Source organism: Cellulomonas palmilytica, assembly GCF_021590045.1.
GTDB lineage: Bacteria > Actinomycetota > Actinomycetes > Actinomycetales > Cellulomonadaceae > Cellulomonas > Cellulomonas palmilytica.
The window spans coordinates 3,181,981-3,198,935 of sequence record NZ_CP062221.1 but is presented as its reverse complement, the minus strand read 5'-3'; the positions used below and the strand labels follow the sequence as shown (position 1 = coordinate 3,198,935).

General features: G+C 75.4%; 17 protein-coding genes. 13 read left to right on the top strand and 4 right to left on the bottom strand.

The features are described from left to right. Positions 1-32: 32 nt before the first annotated feature. The 5 genes from F1D97_RS14475 to F1D97_RS14455 all read left to right on the top strand — a co-directional run bounded on the left by F1D97_RS14475 (position 33) and on the right by F1D97_RS14455 (position 5,388). Complete coding sequence (locus F1D97_RS14475; RefSeq protein ID WP_236121209.1) at positions 33-788, top strand: lysophospholipid acyltransferase family protein; 756 nt, start codon at positions 33-35, stop codon at positions 786-788. Next, entirely contained in the window at positions 785-1,843 is a 1,059-nt protein-coding gene (locus tag F1D97_RS14470; protein WP_396022524.1) for an NAD(P)H-dependent glycerol-3-phosphate dehydrogenase, read from the top strand. Before F1D97_RS14475 ends, F1D97_RS14470 begins: the two co-directional genes overlap by 4 nt. Before the next feature lie 126 nt (positions 1,844-1,969). Next, positions 1,970-2,638 carry an ABC transporter ATP-binding protein gene (locus F1D97_RS14465; RefSeq protein WP_236121208.1) on the top strand — a complete coding sequence of 223 codons (669 nt, stop codon included), beginning with the start codon at positions 1,970-1,972 and terminating at the stop codon, positions 2,636-2,638. Then, positions 2,628-4,910 (top strand): FtsX-like permease family protein, encoded by a 2,283-nt coding sequence (locus F1D97_RS14460; protein WP_236121207.1) that lies wholly within the window; start codon positions 2,628-2,630, stop codon positions 4,908-4,910. Before F1D97_RS14465 ends, F1D97_RS14460 begins: the two co-directional genes overlap by 11 nt. 46 nt (positions 4,911-4,956) lie before the next feature. After that, complete coding sequence (locus tag F1D97_RS14455) at positions 4,957-5,388, top strand: hypothetical protein (RefSeq protein ID WP_141317961.1); 432 nt, start codon at positions 4,957-4,959, stop codon at positions 5,386-5,388. Between the two features lie 8 nt (positions 5,389-5,396). Here F1D97_RS14455 and F1D97_RS14450 read toward each other — a convergent pair whose 3' ends face one another. Next, positions 5,397-6,554, bottom strand: coding sequence for a trans-sulfuration enzyme family protein (locus F1D97_RS14450; protein WP_236121206.1), 1,158 nt, complete (start codon positions 6,552-6,554; stop codon positions 5,397-5,399). Between the two features lie 58 nt (positions 6,555-6,612). Here F1D97_RS14450 and F1D97_RS14445 point away from each other — a divergent pair, with 58 nt between their 5' ends. Then, complete coding sequence (locus F1D97_RS14445; RefSeq protein ID WP_236121205.1) at positions 6,613-7,770, top strand: D-alanine--D-alanine ligase family protein; 1,158 nt, start codon at positions 6,613-6,615, stop codon at positions 7,768-7,770. A 4-nt stretch (positions 7,771-7,774) separates the two neighbouring features. On the opposite strand, the gene F1D97_RS14440 is transcribed toward F1D97_RS14445, so the two are convergent. After that, the gene (locus F1D97_RS14440; protein WP_236121204.1) at positions 7,775-8,260 is read right to left on the bottom strand and encodes a DUF3515 family protein; all 486 of its coding nucleotides are present in this window, start codon (positions 8,258-8,260) and stop codon (positions 7,775-7,777) included. Between the two features lie 77 nt (positions 8,261-8,337). Here F1D97_RS14440 and F1D97_RS14435 point away from each other — a divergent pair, with 77 nt between their 5' ends. Then, positions 8,338-9,315, top strand: coding sequence for a thiamine-phosphate kinase (locus F1D97_RS14435; protein WP_236121203.1), 978 nt, complete (start codon positions 8,338-8,340; stop codon positions 9,313-9,315). Positions 9,316-9,350: 35 nt separating this feature from the next. Here the strand turns inward: F1D97_RS14435 and F1D97_RS14430 are convergent, their stop codons facing one another. Together F1D97_RS14430 and rpmB are read right to left on the bottom strand one after the other, a co-directional pair. After that, positions 9,351-9,875, bottom strand: a complete 525-nt coding sequence (locus F1D97_RS14430; protein WP_236121202.1) for a GNAT family N-acetyltransferase — start codon at positions 9,873-9,875, stop codon at positions 9,351-9,353. Between the two features lie 87 nt (positions 9,876-9,962). Further along, entirely contained in the window at positions 9,963-10,154 is a 192-nt protein-coding gene (gene rpmB / locus F1D97_RS14425) for a 50S ribosomal protein L28 (protein WP_019136706.1), read from the bottom strand. Between the two features lie 390 nt (positions 10,155-10,544). Here rpmB and F1D97_RS14420 point away from each other — a divergent pair, with 390 nt between their 5' ends. From F1D97_RS14420 to F1D97_RS14395, 6 genes are all read left to right on the top strand, one after another. Next, entirely contained in the window at positions 10,545-12,212 is a 1,668-nt protein-coding gene (locus F1D97_RS14420; RefSeq protein ID WP_236121201.1) for a DAK2 domain-containing protein, read from the top strand. A gap of 51 nt (positions 12,213-12,263) precedes the next feature. Continuing rightward, positions 12,264-14,498 (top strand): ATP-dependent DNA helicase RecG, encoded by a 2,235-nt coding sequence (locus tag F1D97_RS14415; RefSeq protein ID WP_236121200.1) that lies wholly within the window; start codon positions 12,264-12,266, stop codon positions 14,496-14,498. 117 nt (positions 14,499-14,615) lie between these two features. Further along, on the top strand, positions 14,616-15,188 hold the full coding sequence (gene rsmD, locus F1D97_RS14410; protein ID WP_236121199.1) for a 16S rRNA (guanine(966)-N(2))-methyltransferase RsmD: 573 nt from the start codon (positions 14,616-14,618) through the stop codon (positions 15,186-15,188). Further along, positions 15,185-15,814 (top strand): GNAT family N-acetyltransferase, encoded by a 630-nt coding sequence (locus F1D97_RS14405; protein ID WP_236121198.1) that lies wholly within the window; start codon positions 15,185-15,187, stop codon positions 15,812-15,814. The genes rsmD and F1D97_RS14405 overlap by 4 nt, the downstream gene beginning before the upstream one ends. 5 nt (positions 15,815-15,819) lie before the next feature. After that, the gene (gene coaD / locus F1D97_RS14400; RefSeq protein ID WP_236121197.1) at positions 15,820-16,299 is read left to right on the top strand and encodes a pantetheine-phosphate adenylyltransferase; all 480 of its coding nucleotides are present in this window, start codon (positions 15,820-15,822) and stop codon (positions 16,297-16,299) included. Positions 16,300-16,427: 128 nt separating this feature from the next. Beyond that, positions 16,428-16,910 carry a hypothetical protein gene (locus tag F1D97_RS14395; protein ID WP_236121196.1) on the top strand — a complete coding sequence of 161 codons (483 nt, stop codon included), beginning with the start codon at positions 16,428-16,430 and terminating at the stop codon, positions 16,908-16,910. Positions 16,911-16,955: the final 45 nt, after the last annotated feature.

Here is a 16,955-nt window from a genome sequence, read left to right as displayed (position 1 = left end):
CCGTCACGCCGGTACCGGGTAGCCTGCTCGTCGTGCGTCCGCCTGCTCGTTCCAACCGTGCCTACCGCAACGTCGCCAGGATCGTCCGTCCGTTGCTCAAGGCGACGACCAAGGCGGACTGGCACGGGGTGGAGAACTTCCCGACGGATCGCGGGTTCATCGTCGCGTCGAACCACATGACGAACGTCGACCCGCTGACGTTCGCGCACTTCCTGTGGGACAACGGCGTCGTGCCGCGTGTGCTCGCCAAGGCGTCGCTGTTCAAGGTTCCGGTCGTCGCGCCCGTGCTGCGCGCGACCGGTCAGATCCCCGTGTACCGCAACACCGCGGCGGCGGGGGAGTCGCTGGCTGCCGCCGAGAAGGCGATCGCCGACGGCGAGGTCGTGGCGGTGTTCCCCGAGGGCACGCTCACGCGCGACCCGGACCTGTGGCCCATGGTCGGCAAGACGGGCGTCGCGCGGCTCGCGCTGAGCACGCGCGCGCCCGTCATCCCCGTCGCGCAGTGGGGACCGCAGAACCTGCTCGGGCGCTACAAGAAGCTGCTCAAGCCGATCCCGCGCAAGAAGGTCACGGTCGTCGCCGGCCCGCCCGTGGTGCTCGACGACCTGTACGACCGTCCGCAGGACACCGCGACGCTGCGCGAGGCGACCGAGCGCGTCATGGACGCCATCACGCGGCTGCTCGAGGAGGTCCGCGGCGAGAAGGCCCCCGCGGTGCGCTACGACATGCGCAAGCCGGACTCGCACCGCGTGGGCGGCGACCACGCGACCCGGCCGGAGCACCCGTGACGGCGCCCGACCAGTTGTCCGGACAGACGTCCGACCAGAACGGCGAGACGTTGCGCACGGCCGTCCTCGGCACCGGGAGCTGGGGCACGACGTTCGCGGCCGTGCTGGCCGACGCGGGCTGCGACGTGACCGTGTGGGGGCGCTCGGCGGCCGTCGTGCGGCAGATCGCGGACCAGCACCGCAACGAGGCGTACCTGCCGGGCATCGACCTGCCCGCGTCCGTGACCGCGACGACGGACGCGCGTGCCGCGGTGGCGCACGCGCGCATCGTCGCCGTCGCCGTGCCGTCGCAGGTCGCCCGCGACACGCTCGCGCCGTTGCGCGGCGCGCTGCGCGACGACGCGGTCGTCGTCTCGCTCATGAAGGGCGTCGAGCTCGGCACCGACAAGCGCATGAGCGAGGTCGTCGCGGAGACGCTCGACCTGCCCGACGAGCGCGTCGCCGTCGTCTCGGGCCCGAACCTCGCGCGTGAGATCGCGCGCCACCAGCCGACCGCGACGGTCGTCGCGTCGACCTCGCCCGACACCGCCGCGCTCGTCGCGCGCGCAGTGGCCTCGTCGTACTTCCGCCCGTACACGAACCCCGACGTCGTCGGCGTCGAGCTGTGCGGCGCGGTGAAGAACGTCATCGCGCTCGCGGTGGGCATCTCGCAGGGCCGCGGCCTGGGCTACAACACGATGGCGACCGTCATCACGCGCGGTCTCGTCGAGATCACGCGGCTCGGCCTGGCGCTCGGTGCGACCCCGGAGACGTTCCCCGGGCTCGCCGGCATGGGCGACCTCATGGCGACGTGCGCGTCGCCGGACTCTCGCAACCACACCCTGGGTGGGCACATCGGCCGCGGCATGGGTCTCGACGAGGCGATCGCCGCCACGGGCGGGACGGCCGAGGCCGTCAAGACCTGCCGGCCCGTGCTCGAGCTCGCACGACGCCTCGGCATCGAGATGCCCATCACCGAGGCGGTCGTGAAGGTCCTCTACGAGGGCCTGCCGGTCGACCAGCTCGCGCCCATGCTGCTGTCGCGCCCGCGCCGCGCGGAGGTCGTCGGCCGCTGACGCCGATGCGGTCATCGGCGCCCTGCGCACCGCCCTCACGGGCGGAGACCACCGGGACGTGGAGTCGCTCATTCGGGAGCGTCGTTCCAGGTACGGTGCTCAAGGGCCGGCCAGGGGGAGGCAGTTGTGGCACCGACGGTGCTTGCCGCGCAGGGCGTGGGCGTGAGCTACGGCGCGCAGTGGGCGCTGCGAGATGCGTCGCTGGACGTGGCCGAGGGCGAGTTCGTGGCCGTCGTCGGGCAGAGCGGGTCCGGCAAGTCGACGTTCTTGCACGCGCTTGCCGGGCTGGTCGTGCCCGACAAGGGAAGCGTGACGCTCGGGGGCGTCGACGTCGTCGCCGCGTCCGACGCGGAGCGCACCCGACTGCGGCGCGAGCGCCTGGGCTTCGTGATGCAGCACGGCCAGCTCGTCCCCGAGCTCACGCTCGGTCAGAACGCGGCGATGCCGCTACGCCTGCTCGGCGCCACGCGTCGCCAGGCGCTCGCGAACGTCATGCCGTTGCTCGAGTCGCTGGGGGTGGCCCACCTCGCGTCGCGGTTACCGGGCGAGGTGTCGGGTGGGGAGCAGCAGCGCGTCGCGGTCGCACGCGCGCTGTGCGCACGTCCCGCAGTGGTATTTGCCGACGAGCCCACGGGTGCGCTCGACTCGGCGAACGGTGCTGTGGTCGCCGCCGCGCTGCGGAGCAGCGCACGGGAGGCCGGAGCGGCGGTCGTGCTCGTGACGCATGACTCGGGGCTCGCCGCGATGGCCGACCGCGTGGTGACGATGGCGGACGGGCGCACACGTGAGCCGTGACGGGACGCCACGGGCGTGGGGAGCACGAGCGGGTCTCCTTCTCGACATCGCCTGGACGGGACTGCGCCGGGCGCCGACGATCGCGCTCGTGCCGTTCCTCGCCGCGCTCGGCGGCACGCTCGTGGTGCTCGGTGCGGCCGCGACGATCGATGTCGCGCTCGACCGGGCCGAGGTGACCGCGGCCCGGATGCCGATCGTGGGGGATGAGGACGGCCTGAGGGTCCAGGTGTCCGAAGGTCGGTTCGCCGGCCGGTCCATACACGTCGTGGACGTCTGGGCGTCCGACCCGACGAGCCACGCGGCTCCAGGCGTCACCCGGATGCCACGTGCGGGTGAGCTCGTGGTGTCGCCGGCGTTCGGCGAGCTCAGGCGGCGTGAGGGGAGCACCCTGGCGAACAGGTACCCGGGCGACGTCGTCGCGACCGTGGGTCCGTCGGGCTTGCTCGGGCCGCACGAGCTCGTCGTCTGGGTCGGGCGCGACGACTCGGAGCTCTCACCTGACCTGCGGGTGTCGGGCTTCGGGACCGATGCGGCCGATGTCCTGCGCGTGCCGTCGGACCTGCGCGTGGCCGTCCCGGTGCTGGTCGTCGTCTTCCTGCTGCCCGTCGTGATCCTGTTCGCGACTGCCGCCGCGATCGGGGCCGAGCGGCGCGAGCGTCGGCTCGCGGCGTTGCGACTGCTCGGTCTGTCGAGGACGTCGGCCCGAGGAGTCGTCGTGCTGGAGTCGGTGATCCCGGTGCTGCCCGGCGTGCTGGCTGCCGCTCTGGTCCTGCGACCGGCGGCGCGATGGGCGGCCCCGTCGCTGCCGTTCGACGGTGGTGTGTGGCCCGGGATGGTCGACGTCTCGCTGCCCGCGCTGCTCGCTGCGACCGCGACCGTCCTCGGGGTTGCCACGGTCGTGGTGGTCGGCGCTCTCCGTCGGCTCGACGTCGGTCCCCTCGCCGTCCTGCGGCGAGCAAGCAGGGCCGGGGTCTCGCGTGCGCGGGGGTGGCCGTTGGCGGTGGGCCTCGCACTGCTGGCGGGCTCGGTGGTTGCGATGGGGGCTCAGGGCGACGTCGAGGTGGCCGCATGGCTCTTCATCGCCGCGCTCGCAGGAGTCCTTGTCGGTGTCCCGGTCGCGACGCCGCTCGTCGTCCGCTGGTGCGCGTCGGTCACGGGACGGCTCACGGGATCGTGGGTCGCGGAGCTCGCGTCGGCCAGGGTCGCTCGCCGGCCCGAGCGGTACGCGCGCGTGGTCGCCGGCTCAGCCGTCGTCGTGCTGGTCAGCGGGCTGCTCCTGTCGCTCCTGCCGCTCCTCGCGGGGGCGGAGAGCGCCGACCTGCGGGCTGCTCGAGCGTCGACTGTCGACGACCTCGTCCTCGCCGACGTGCAGGACCGCGACGGCGAGGTCGACGGCCACGAGGTCGCCGCCGTCGTCCGGGTCGACGTCATCCAGGTGGCGGTGGGCCCGGACGTCCGGGCGGTCGCGGTGGTGGACTGCGCGGCGCTCGGCGAGCTGCTCGTCGTCGATCCGCCCTGCGTGCCCGGTGGCGCCGCGCTCGTCTGGGACGCAGCCCTGCCGCCCGGCTCGCAGGTCGTCCGCGAGCGGGTCGAGCCCGACGGCACGATCACGTACGACGAGCTCGGCGCGGTCGGGCGCCTGCCGGTCCAGCCGACGTCCGAGACCTTCGAGCAGGTCCGCGAGCTGCTGCCGGCGAACGGTGGGGTGATCGACCGCTCGGCGCTCGACCCGATCACGGTGGCTGACGCCGCCGTGCACGCGACAGCCCTTGTCCTTCCCGGTGCGCACGGAACGGAGGCCGCACGGACCGCGGTCGCACCCGTTCGGCCCGACTCCGCGTTGACGCTCGAGGAGCGCATCCAGGACGCAGAGCGCACGAGCATCACCTACCGGCGGATCACGATCGCCGTCGTGGCCGCGGCGGGCGCCATGGCGGCCATGCTGCTGTGCGCGGCCCTGCTGGCGGAGATCGCCGCACAGCGTCGGGAGCGCGCGCTGCTCCGTGTCGTCGGCGTGCGCGAGGCCGAGCTCGCGAGGTCCACCGTGGCGCAGGCAGCGCTCGCGGCCGTGCCGGGCGTCGCGGTCTCGTGGCTGCTGGCGGTCGCGCTGTGTGCGGTCTTCCTCGCGCTCGACGGCAGCGGCCCCGCGCGGATCCCGTGGGGCGGCATGGGGGCGATCGCCGCGGGTGCGCTGCTGCTCCCGCTCGTCGCGTCGACGGCCGTGCTCCCGGCCATGCGCACCACGCACCACCGCGATCTTTCTCGCGACTGATGAAGCCACGCGCGGTCGATCGACCGCGACGACGAAGGGGAACGACATGGGGATCCGCGCGGTGTGGTGCGCGACGGGCGTGCTCGCAGTGGTGCTGTGCGGGGGGTGTGCGGACGGTGAGCCGCTCGATCCTGGGCTCGAGCCCGGCGAGAAGGGGGCGCGCCTGACGGTCGAGGCGTTCTTGGGCGGCCTCGCCGGCGGTGAGCCGGAACGTGTCTGCTCCCTTCTGACGGTCGAGGCTCAACGCTCGCTCGAGGTCGCCACTGCGGCCTCGTCGTGCCTGACCGGCGTCGAACGGCTCGGCGAGCTCGACGAGGAGATCGAGGGCAGCGTCGGTGAGGTCGTGCTCGACGGCGATGCCGCTGCGGACGTCGCGACCGGACTTCGTGGCTCCGTCGCGGAGGCCTTCGGCGCTGTCGAGGGCACGCTCCATCTCACCCGGGCCGACGGCCGCTGGATGGTCACCACACCGAGCTGAGGCGCGGGTCAGGCCGTCCGGTCGAGGGCGTCCTCGAGGTCGCGCCACAGGTCCTCGACGTCCTCGATGCCCACGCTCAGGCGCAGGAGGTCCTCGGGCACGGTGACGGACTCGGTGGTGAACCGGCGGCGGCGCTCGAGCGTCGACTCGACCCCGCCGAGGCTCGTCGCGGGCACCCACAGCCGCAGCGCGTCGACGAGCGCGTCGGCCGCGTCGGGCCCGCCCACGGGGCGCATGCCGATGATCGAGCCGTAGCCGTCCATGAGCTTCGCCGCGCGCGCGTGGCCGGGGTCGTCGGGCAGGCCGGGGTGCCGCACGGCGAGCACGCGCGGGTGGGCCGCGAGCCGGCGCGCGAGCTCGAGCGCGTTGGCCTGGGCGCGTTCGACCCGCAGCGCGAGGGTGCGCAGGCCGCGCAGTGCGAGCCACACCTCGAACGGGCCGGCGATCGCACCGTGCACGGTGCGGTACTCGTGCAGGCGGGCGCGCACCGCCGCGTCGGCCGCGAGCACCGCGCCCAGGACGACGTCGCTGTGCCCCGCGAGGTACTTGGTGACGGAGTGCACGACGACGTCCGCGCCGTGCTCGAACGGCCGCTGCACGAGCGGCGTGGCGAACGTGTTGTCGACCGCGACGAGCGCGCCGGCCTCGTGCGCGCCGACGACGAGCGCGGGCAGGTCCGCGACCTCGAGCATCGGGTTGGTCGGGGACTCGACCCAGAGCAGGTCCGCGGGCCGGGTGCCGTCGCCGCCGCGGACCGCGGACAGCACCTCGTCGGTGTCCGCGACGTCCACGACCTCGACCTGCACGCCGCTGCGCCGCGCGAGGTCGGCCGCGTAGCCGAGCGTGACCTGGTAGCTGTGCCGGGGGAGGACGAGCCGGCCGCCCGGGGGTACGAGGGAGAGCGCGGCGGCGATCGCGCCCATGCCCGAGCCGAGCACGAGCGCGGGCGACGGGCACGCCTCGAGCGCCGCGAGGGCCTCCTCGAACGCGTGCCACGCGGGGGTGTCCGCGCGCCCGTACATCGGCTCGTCGCCCGGCACGCCCTGCGAGACGAACGTCGAGGACAGCACCAGCGGCGGGTTCAGCGGGGCACCCTGCCCGCGGTCGGGGCGTCCGGCGGTCACGACGAGCGTCGAGGGCGCCTGGTGCGCGTGCGGCGAGGTCACCGCGTCAGCGTACGCGCGCCGGTCGGCACGCGGTCGGCGGCGGGTAGGGTCGTCCCCGATGAACGCCCAGCCGCAGCCCGCCGACGCGGGCGCCCCCGCTTCCCCTGCCCGTCGTCCCCGCGTCATGGTCCTGTTCGGTGGCCGTTCCGGGGAGCACGCGATCAGCTGCGCGACCGCCGGCGGCGTGCTGCGCGCGCTCGACCGCGACCGGTACGACGTCCTCGCGGTCGGGATCACGCCGGAGGGGCACTGGGTGCTCGCGGACGACGACCCGGACCGCTGGTCGATCGCCGAGGGCAGGCTGCCGCAGGTCGAGGACGCGCAGGCGCACGTGCAGCTGCCGCAGTCCTCGTCGGACCGTGAGGTGCACCTCGTCCAGAACGGCGACGTCCCGCTCCCGCTGGGCGAGGTCGACGTCGTGTTCCCGCTGCTGCACGGCCCCTTCGGCGAGGACGGCACGCTGCAGGGCATGCTCGAGCTCGCCGACGTGCGGTACGTCGGCGACGGCGTGCTGGCGTCCGCGGTCGGCATGGACAAGCACATGATGAAGCTCGTGTTCGCGGGCCAGGGGCTGCCCGTCGGACCGTTCGTCGTGCTGCTGCCCGGTGCGTACGACCGTGACCCGGAGGCGCAGACCGAGCGGGTCCGTGCGCTCGGCCTGCCGGTGTTCGTGAAGCCCGCGCGCGCCGGCTCGAGCCTGGGCATCACGCGCGTCGACGACCTCGCGGACCTTCCCGCCGCGATCGCCGAGGCCCAGTGCCACGACCCGAAGATCGTCGTCGAGGCCGCGATCGTGGGCCGCGAGATCGAGTGCGGCGTCCTCGGCGGGCACCACGGCGAGCGGGCGCGCGCGTCGCTGCCCGGCGAGATCGTGGTCGACGCGGGCAAGCACGCGTTCTACGACTTCGAGGCCAAGTACCTCGACGAAGCCGCGGTGCGGCTCGCGTGCCCCGCCGACCTGCCCGAGGACGTCACGCAGCGCGTGCGGGAGATCGCCGTGCAGGCGTTCGAGGCGCTCGGCTGCGAGGGCCTCGCGCGCGTCGACGTGTTCGTCACGCCCGACGACGAGGTGATCGTCAACGAGATCAACACCATGCCCGGGTTCACGCCGTTCTCGATGTACCCGCGCATGTGGGAGGCCACGGGGCTGACCTACCCCGAGCTGGTCGACGAGCTCGTGCGCCTCGCGCTCGAGCGGCCCACCGGCCTGCGCTGACGCGTCACAGGCACCCGCGCTCGCGCGCGGTGTGCTGGACGGCCGGGCCGAGCGCGTCGAGGAACGACGTGGGGTGCGTGCGTGCGATCGCGGCGGGCACGAGCAGCTGCACCGCGGGGACGCGGCCGTAGGTGGTGAACGTCCAGTCGGTGCCTGCCTCGTCGTCCGGGTCGGAGGCGACGACGACCCAGTCGACCGACGTGCCGTCGGGCGACTCGACGGTCTCGCAGCGGTCCGTGGTCGGTCCGAGCGGCTCGACGCCGCAGCGCAGCACGACCGCGCCCGAGCCGTCGCCCCACGCGGTCGTCGCCTGCGCGTCGGTGTCGCGGCGCTCGAGGTCGCTCAGCTCGTCGGGGGTCGCGAGGACGACCTGCGCGCACACCGGGTCGGTCGCGTACGGCCCGGCCGTGGTGGCGACGGCCGACGCGCAGCCCGCCAGGGTGGCCGGGACGAGGGCGACGGTCAGGGCACGACGAGCAGCGCGGGGCACGCCACCACCGTAACGACTCGGGAGGGCTGCCCCGGACGCGCCGGGTCCGGGTCCCGGGCGGGCGCTAGCGTGGCCGGGTGCGAGTCGCGGACCTGACCGAGGAGCAGCTGCTGGCCCGGATCGTCCCGGAGCTGCCGAGGGGTGCGGCGACGCTCCTCGGCCCGGGTGACGACGCGGCGGTGGTCGCGGCCGCGGACGGGCGGTTCGTCGTCACGACGGACGTGCTCGTCGAGGATCGGCACTTCCGCCGCGCGTGGTCGTCCGGCCACGACGTGGGGCGCCGCGCGGCTGTGCAGAACCTCGCCGACGTGGCCGCGATGGGCGCGGTGCCGACGAGTCTCGTCGTGACGCTCGCCGTGCCCGGGGACCTCGAGGTGGACTGGGTCGTCGGTCTCGCGCGCGGTCTGGCGGCCGTCTGCGCGCCTCTCGGCGCGGGCGTGGTGGGCGGCGACCTGTCGGGCGGGCCGCTCGTGGTCGTCGGGGTCACGGCGCACGGCGACCTGCAGGGACGCGCGCCCGTGCTGCGGTCCGGCGCTCGGGCCGGCGACGTCGTCGCGCACGCCGGGGTCCTGGGGTGGTCGGCCGCCGGTCTGGCGCTGCTCTCCGCGGGCGTCCCGGCGGCCGACGACGAGCGTGCGCGCCTCGTCGGCGCCTACCTGCGGCCGCGCGCACCGCTCGCCGCGGGGCCGGACGCGGCGGACGCGGCGGCGACGGCGATGATGGACGTGTCGGACGGGCTGCTCAAGGACGGCGGGCGGCTCGCGCGGGCCGGCGGAGTACGGCTCGACCTGGACCGTGACGCGCTCGCCCCGGACGCCGCCGCGCTCGCCGCGGTGGCGCACGACGTGGCCGCCGACCCGTGGGCGTGGGTGCTGGGCGGGGGAGAGGACCACGGGTTGCTCGCGACGTTCCCCGCGGGGACCGTGCTGCCTGCGCCGTTCCGCGCGATCGGGCGGGTGCTTCCCGCCGGGGACGACGAGCCCGCGGTCACGCTCGACGGGGCGGACCCCGGCGTCGCGACGGGCTGGGACCACTTCGCGGGCCGCGCGGGCTGAGAACCCCACCGTCCTCGGGCGGGCCGTCGGCTCCGTCAGCCGCGGCGGTAGCGGACCTCGAGCAGCTCCTCCCCGCCGACCTCCTCGTACCGCTCGACGCCGTCCGGCTGGAAGCCGTGCCGACGGTAGAAGTGACGCGCGCGCTCGTTCGCCGCGAGCACCCACAGCGAGATGGCCGTGTGGTCGCCGGCCTCGGCGATGAGCGTCTTCATGAGCTCGCGCGCGACGCCGTGGCCCCACGTGCCCGGGTCGAGGTAGATCGAGTAGATCTCGAGGTCGCCGCGGCCGGCGTCCTCGTCGCGGCTGGGGCCCATCGACGCGAAGCCGAGCAGGCGTCCGCCGTCCTGCGCGAGCCAGGTCCGCACGCCGTCGGCCGGTCCGTGCTCGAGGTGGTGCGTCCACTTCTCGGCCGCGGCCTGCGGGTCGAGCGACTCGAGATAGCTGGCCGAGACGATCCCGATGTACGCCTCCTGCCAGGAGCGCACGTGCACGCCCGCGATGGCGGCGGCGTCGGCGGGGCCTGCCGCCCGGATGGTCAGCTCCTCGATCTGCTCGGCCATGTGGTCACCCTGCCACAAGGCCGGGACGACGCAAGGCCCGCGAGGAGATTTCCTCGCGGGCCTTGCGGAAAAGCGGGGGAGTGCGACTCAGACGGCGCGCTGGACCTTGCCGGCCTTGAGGCACGAGGTGCACACGTTGAGGCGCTTCGGCGTCCCGGCGACGACCGCGCGGACGCGCTGGATGTTGGGGTTCCAACGACGCTTCGTGCGGACGTGCGAGTGCGAGATGCTGTGCCCGAAGCTCGGGCCCTTGGCGCAGACGTCGCAGGTGGCGGCCACGGTCTTCTCCTGTTGCTCTGGTCGAACTTGAACAGCCGCGAGGTCCGCGGCGAAGTCGGGGTTCCCGCTGGGCGGCGGTCGCGGATCGTCGGACGAAACCGCCGGACGAACCTCACCGCACCCGTCAGGGCGCGCCCGAACCCGTCGGGCAACCGGTCAAGACTAGCCCATGGCGTGCAGGGCCCCCAAATGTGGGCGCGGTGGTGCAGGGTGAGATGCGCCGCACCACCGCCCGCCCGTCGGGCAGGCTGGTGGGCTGACACCGCGCCGACCCTGCACGCACGTGCCGACGCGCGGCCCGCAGGGACAGGATGTCGCAGGGACAGGATGCAGGGACAGGACGTCGCAGGGACAGGACGTCATCGACGGGACGACGAGGAGGGAGTGCGCGTGCTGCTCGGGACCGACCAGGCCCTCGCCTGGGTGTCCGGTGCGCGCACGGGGCTCGTGGGCGCACGCGGCCGCATCGACGCGGTCAACGTGTTCCCCGTGGCCGACGCCGACACGGGCACCAACGCGTGGCTCACGGTCGAGGGCGGTGGGCGCGCGGTCGACGAGCTGCTCGCCGCCACGTCGCCCGGGGGCGCCGGGCCGGACCGCGAGGAGCTCGGCCCGGAGACGGTGCTCGTCGCGTTCGCGCGCGGCGCGATGCTCTCGGCGCGCGGCAACTCGGGCGTGATCCTCAGCCAGTGGCTCGCGGGCTTCGTGCGGCGCGCGCGGCACCACGACGACGGACCCGCCCGGGTGCTCGCGGCCGCGCTGCGGGACGCCGCACGCGCGGCTCGGGTCGCGCTCGCGGACCCGCAGGAGGGCACCGTCCTCACGCTCGCCGACGAGGTCGCGCAGGCGGCCGCGCTCGCGGCGGACGCCGGCGCCCCGGTCGAGGACGTCGTCGCGCAGGCCGCGTCCGCGGGGCACCAGGCGCTCGCGCGGATCAGCGCGACGCACCCCGTGCTGCGGCGCGCGCACGTGCCGGACGCCGGGGCGTGCGCACTGCTCGTCGTCGTGGACGCGCTCGTGGGGGCCGTGACGCGCGAGCCCGCGCGTGACCCCGCGCAGTGGCTGCCCGAGCGTGCCGCGCCGCACACCGAGCACCGCACGGCCGAGCACCGCACGGCCGAGCACCGCACGGCCGGGCACGACACCGCCGACGAGACGGACGACGAGACGGGCGACGTGCTCGTCGCCGAGCACGCCGCGGGCGGCGGGGCGTTCGAGGTCATGCTCGTCGTGCAGGCGCCGCACCAGGACCTGGGCGACCACCTGCGCGACGCGCTCGCCGCGGTGGGCGACTCGGTCGCGGTCGTGGGCGCCGACGGGTGGTGGCACGCGCACGTGCACACCGACGAGCCGGTCGCGGCGATCGACGCGTGCGCCGCGGGTGCGCGCGAGCAGGTCGTCGTGCGGCGGCTCGACGTGGTCGACGCGGCGCTCGGGCCGCGCCCGGACGGGTGGGGGCTCGTCGTCGTGACCGCGTCGCCCGGGCTCGCCGCCTGGTACGCGACCGCGGGCGCGGTCGTCGTCGTGCGCTGCCCCGAGGCCCCGGTCAGCGCCGTGCACGTGCGGCGCGCCGTGGAGGACGCGCGCGACGAGTCCGGTCACGCCGTGCTCGTCGTCCCCGGTGGCGCGGTCGCGGCCGACGAGCTCGAAGCGCTGCTCGAGCTCGACGGCGTCGAGGTGCTCGGCGCGGACGACGAGGCGCGCGCGGCGGTCGCGACGCTCGCGTTCGTCACGGCGGGCACGTCCGCGGCGGCCGCCGCGGCGCTCGCCACGGGGCGGGTCCGGGTGGCCGCGCTGCAGCCCGCCGCGTCGGTCGAGCAGCTCGGCGAGGCCGTCGACGACCTCGTCCGCTCCGTCTCCGACGGCGCGCGCGACGGCCGGCCCGGCGCGCCGCCGACCGGCGTGACCGCGGTGCCCGAGAGCCTCACCGTGGTCGTGCCCGGGCCGCTCGACGACGTGCTGGCCGAGCAGGTCGAGCGCGTCGCGGCCCGGCACGGCCTCGAGCCGACGGTGCTCGCGGACGCGTCCGCGTCGCGCGTGCTGGTCGCGGTGGACTGAGCGGGTCGGGCGGGTCGGGACCACGGCGGGGACGAGGACGAAGGAGGGCGTGTGCGGTACGCGGACGGGGTGACGCGCGCGGCGGGGCTCGACCGACCGGTGGGGTCGCTCGTGCCGCGCACGGGGCCGAAGTTCGAGGCCCTGGGCGTGCGCACGGCGGGCGACCTGCTGCGCTACTACCCGCGCCGGTACGCCGACCCGAGCCGCCTGACGGACATCGCGGGCCTCGTGATCGACGAGAAGGCGTCGGTCGTGGCCGAGGTGCGCTCGTGCTCGGGCGTGCTGCGCTCGCGGTCGTCGGGCAAGCTGCGGGTCGAGGCGCAGGTCACCGACGGGCGCTCGGTGCTGCACCTCGCGTTCTTCGCGCAGCGCGAGCACATGGCCAAGCGCTTCGAGCGTGAGCTGCGGCCCGGGCGGCGCGGGCTGTTCACGGGCAAGGTCGGCTGGTTCAACGGCCGCGCGCAGCTCGCGAACCCGGAGGCGGTGTGGTTCGACGCCGACGACGAGGGTGCCGCGCTCGAGCACGCCGCGCGCCCGCTGCCGGTGTACCCGGCCAGCGCGGGGCTCGACAGCGCGAAGATCGCGACGGCCGTGCAGCTCGTCCTCGACCCGCTGCGGGACGGCGACGTGCCCGATCCGGTGCCGGACCAGGTCCGCGACGCACGCGGTCTGGGGGACCTGCTGCCCGCGTTGCGCGCCATCCACCGCCCGGAGACCGAGGAGGACTGGCGGCAGGCTCGCCGACGCCAGCGGTACGAGGAGGCGTTCGTCCTGCAGGCCGAGCTCGCGCGGCGCCGGGCGCGCGCCGCGTCGCAGCCCGCGGTCGCGCGGCCCCACGTGCCGGGCGGGTTGCTCGACGCGTTCGACGCGCGGCTGCCGTTCACGCTCACGGCCGGGCAGCGCGCGGTGGGGGAGCAGGTCGCGGCCGAGCTCGCGCAGCAGGTGCCCATGCAGCGGCTGCTGCAGGGCGAGGTCGGGTCCGGCAAGACCGTCGTCGCGCTGCGCGCGATGCTGCAGGTCGTCGACTCGGGCGGGCAGGCAGCCCTGCTCGCGCCCACCGAGGTGCTCGCGGCGCAGCACGCGCGTTCGCTGCGCGCGATGCTCGGTGACCTGGCCGAGGGCGGGATGCTCGGCGGGGCCGAGCAGGGCACGCGCGTCGCGCTGCTCACCGGGTCCGTCACGGGCGCGGCGCGCAAGCAGGCGCTGCTGGACGCCGCGTCGGGGGCCGCGGGCATCGTCGTCGGCACGCACGCACTGCTGGAGAAGACCGTGCAGTTCGCGGACCTCGGGCTCGTGGTCGTCGACGAGCAGCACCGGTTCGGCGTCGAGCAGCGTGACGCGCTGCGCGCGAAGGCCGCGGCGCAGCCGCACCTGCTGGCCATGACCGCCACGCCGATCCCGCGCACGGTCGCGATGACGGTGTTCGGGGACCTGGAGACCTCGGTGCTCGACGAGCTGCCGGCGGGCCGGTCGCCGATCACGACGTTCGTCGTGCCCGCGCACCTGCCGGCCTGGATGTCCCGCACGTGGGCCCGCGTGCGGGAGGAGGTCGCCAAGGGCGGGCGCGCGTACGTGGTGTGCCCACGGATCACGGGCGACGACGACGACGGCGCGGACCTCGTGGCCGACGAGCCCGCGACGCTCGGCGAGGCGGGCGCCGCGCCCCGCCGCCCGCCGCGCGCCGTGCTCGAGGTCGTCGAGGAGCTGCGGTCCATGCCCGAGCTCGCCGGTGTGGGCGTCGGGATGCTGCACGGCAAGCTCGCGCCCGACGAGAAGGACCGCGCGCTCGCGGACTTCGCGTCCGGGGCCGTGCCCGTGCTCGTGTCGACGACGGTCGTCGAGGTCGGCGTGGACGTGCCCGAGGCCACCGCGATGGTGATCCTCGACGCCGACCTGTTCGGCGTCTCGCAGCTGCACCAGCTGCGCGGCCGCGTCGGCCGCGGCAGCGCGCCCGGCGTGTGCCTGCTCGTCTCCGGGGCGCACGAGAACAGCCCCGGGCACGAGCGGCTGCGCACCGTCGCCGAGACGCTCGACGGGTTCGCGCTCGCGGCGTTCGACCTCGAGCAGCGGCGCGAGGGCGACGTCCTCGGGGCGTCGCAGTCCGGTGCGTCCACGTCGCTGCGGCTCCTGCGGGTCACGCGCGACGGCGACCTCATCGAGCAGGCGCGGGCCGACGCGCGCGCCGTCGTCGAGCAGGACCCCGAGCTCGAGTCGTACCCGGCGCTGCGCGACGCGATCGACCTGCTCCTGGCCGGAGAGCGCGACGAGTTCCTCGACCGTGCCTGACGTGACGCCCGGGCCCGTCGTGGGCGAGGCTGTGCGCACGGTGAACGTCCGTCCGGGCGCCGCGGCGTCGCAGGACGGGATCTCGCAGGACGGGATGTCGCAGGACGGGAGGACGGCGTGACGAGGATCGTCGCGGGCAGCGTCGGCGGGCGCTCGCTGCAGGTGCCGCGCGCCGGGACGCGGCCGACGAGCGAGCGCGTGCGCGAGGCGCTGTTCTCGCGGCTCGAGCACCTCGACGTCGTCGCCGGCGCGCGCGTGCTGGACCTGTACGCGGGCTCGGGCGCGCTCGGGCTGGAGGCCGCGAGCCGCGGTGCCGCGGCGGTGACGCTCGTCGAGCTCGCGCGGCAGGCCGCCGAGGTGTGCCGCCGCAACGTCGTGACGCTCGGCGTCGGGGACCGCGTCGTCGTCGTCGCCGAGAAGGCCGAACGGTTCGTCGAGCGGCCCCCGCTCGCGCCGTGGGACCTCGTGCTGGTCGACCCGCCGTACGACCTGTCCGAGGCGGACCTGGTGACCGTGCTGCGCGGGCTCGTCGGGAACCTCGCGGAGGGTGCGGTGGTCGTCGTCGAGCGTTCCGGCCGGGCGCCCGAACCCGACTGGCCGCAGGGCCTGACGCGGTTCGACGCGCGTTCCTACGGCGAGACCGCGGTGTGGTTCGCCGAGCCCGACGAGGACGAGGAGGGGAACGCATGACCGTCGAGCACCGGGTGCGCGCGGCGCGCGCCGAGGACATGCCGGCGATCCGGACTGTTCTCGGGCGGGCGTTCCACGACGACTCGCTGGTCCGCTGGGCGCTGCCCGACGAGACGACGCGCGACGACGTGTGCGCGGCGTGGTTCGGCGCGTTCGTCGACCGCTACCTCGCGGTCGGTCGGGTCGACGTGGTCGAGGTCGACGGCGAGGTCGCGGGCGTGGCCGCGTGGCGCGTGCCGGACGCACCCGACGACCACCCGGTGCTCGCGAGCCTGCCGTCCGTGCCCGGGATCGTCGCCGCGGTCGTCGGGCCCGAGCGGACGGCGCACCTGTTCGCGACGCTCGGCGGCTCGTCGGCGCACGCGCCCGCCGACCCCGCGGTGTACCTGCACCTGCTCGCGGTCCGGCCGGGTCTGCAGGGGCGCGGGCTGGGCTCGCGGCTCGTGTCGCACGGGCTCGCGACGTTCGACGAGCGCGGGACCACGACGTGGCTCTGCACGGCAGAGGAGCGCGACGTGGTGTTCTACGAGCGCCTCGGGTTCGCGGTCGTCGGCCAGGTGCCGCTCGACGACGCGGCGACGCTGCGCGCGATGCACCGGGCGCCGCGGGCCCCTGGCCTACGCTGACGGACGTGAGCCTCGCCGTCTGCCCCGGGTCGTTCGACCCCCTGACCCTCGGCCACGTCGACGTCGTGCGGCGCGCGCGGTCGATGTTCGACGAGGTCGTCGTCGGGATCGCACGGAACTCCTCGAAGTCCCCGCTGCTCGACGTCGACCAGCGCGTCGCGCTCGCACGAGCGGCGTTCGCGCAGGACGCGGGCGTGCGCGTCGAGGTCGTGCCGGGACTGCTCGCGGACTTCGTGCGCGAGGTCGGCGCGTCCGCGGTCGTCAAGGGGCTGCGGGGCGGTGCGGACTTCGACGGCGAGCTGCCGATGGCGCTCATGAACCGGCACCTGACGGGCGTCGAGACGGTGTTCGTCGTGGGGGACCCCGCGCTCGCGCACATCGCGTCGTCGCTCGTGAAGGACGTCGCGCGGTTCGGCGGGTCGGTCGACGACCTCGTCCCCGCGGGCGTCGCGGACGCCGTGCGCGCCGCGCTGGGCCGTGCTTGAGTCACGCCTGAGCCACGCCCGAGGGCGCCTCGCGCCGCCCTCGGGCCGCGACGCACGGCCCGCGGTGCGAGGCTGGACCCGCGCACGCGCCGGACCGGCCCGTGCGTGCGAGAGAAGGAGGATCGCCCGTGAGCGAGCCGCAGGAGCGGACCGAAGGCCTGACGGGGGTGCTCGACGCGATCGAGCAGGCCGTCCTGGCCGCGCGGAACATGCCCATGTCGTCGTCGGTGCTGGTGAGCCGCGCCGAGCTGCTGGACCTCGTCGCGCAGGCGCGCGAGGTGCTGCCGGACCAGCTCACGCGCGCCGACCAGGTGCTCGCGGACGCGGATGCCGCGCGCACCGCGGCGCAGGAGGACGCCGACCGGATCCTCGAGCGCGCACGGGCGCAGGCGGCCGAGCTCGTCGCGCAGGAGGCGGTCGTGACCGCGGCACAAGAGCAGGCCGCGCAGCTCGTCGCCGACGCGCAGCACACCGCCGACGAGCTGCGGCGCGACGCGGACGACTACTGCGACCGCCGCCTCGCGGACTTCGAGATCGACCTCGGCAAGGTGCTCGCGCAGGTGCAGGCGGGCCGCGCGAAGCTCGCGGGCAGGCTCTCGACCGACGCGTGACCGCCGTGCCCTGCGCGGTGGCGACGCTCACGCCCGGACGATTTG

What these genes read in the sequence shown, in the direction of transcription:
- F1D97_RS14455 (WP_141317961.1), top strand. Translation starts at nt 4,957, where the DNA reads ATGGGGATCCGCGCGGTGTGGTGCGCGACGGGCGTGCTCGCAGTGGTG.
- F1D97_RS14445 (WP_236121205.1), top strand. Translation starts at nt 6,613, where the DNA reads ATGAACGCCCAGCCGCAGCCCGCCGACGCGGGCGCCCCCGCTTCCCCT.
- F1D97_RS14430 (WP_236121202.1), bottom strand. Translation starts at nt 9,875, where the DNA reads ATGGCCGAGCAGATCGAGGAGCTGACCATCCGGGCGGCAGGCCCCGCC.
- F1D97_RS14405 (WP_236121198.1), top strand. Translation starts at nt 15,185, where the DNA reads ATGACCGTCGAGCACCGGGTGCGCGCGGCGCGCGCCGAGGACATGCCG.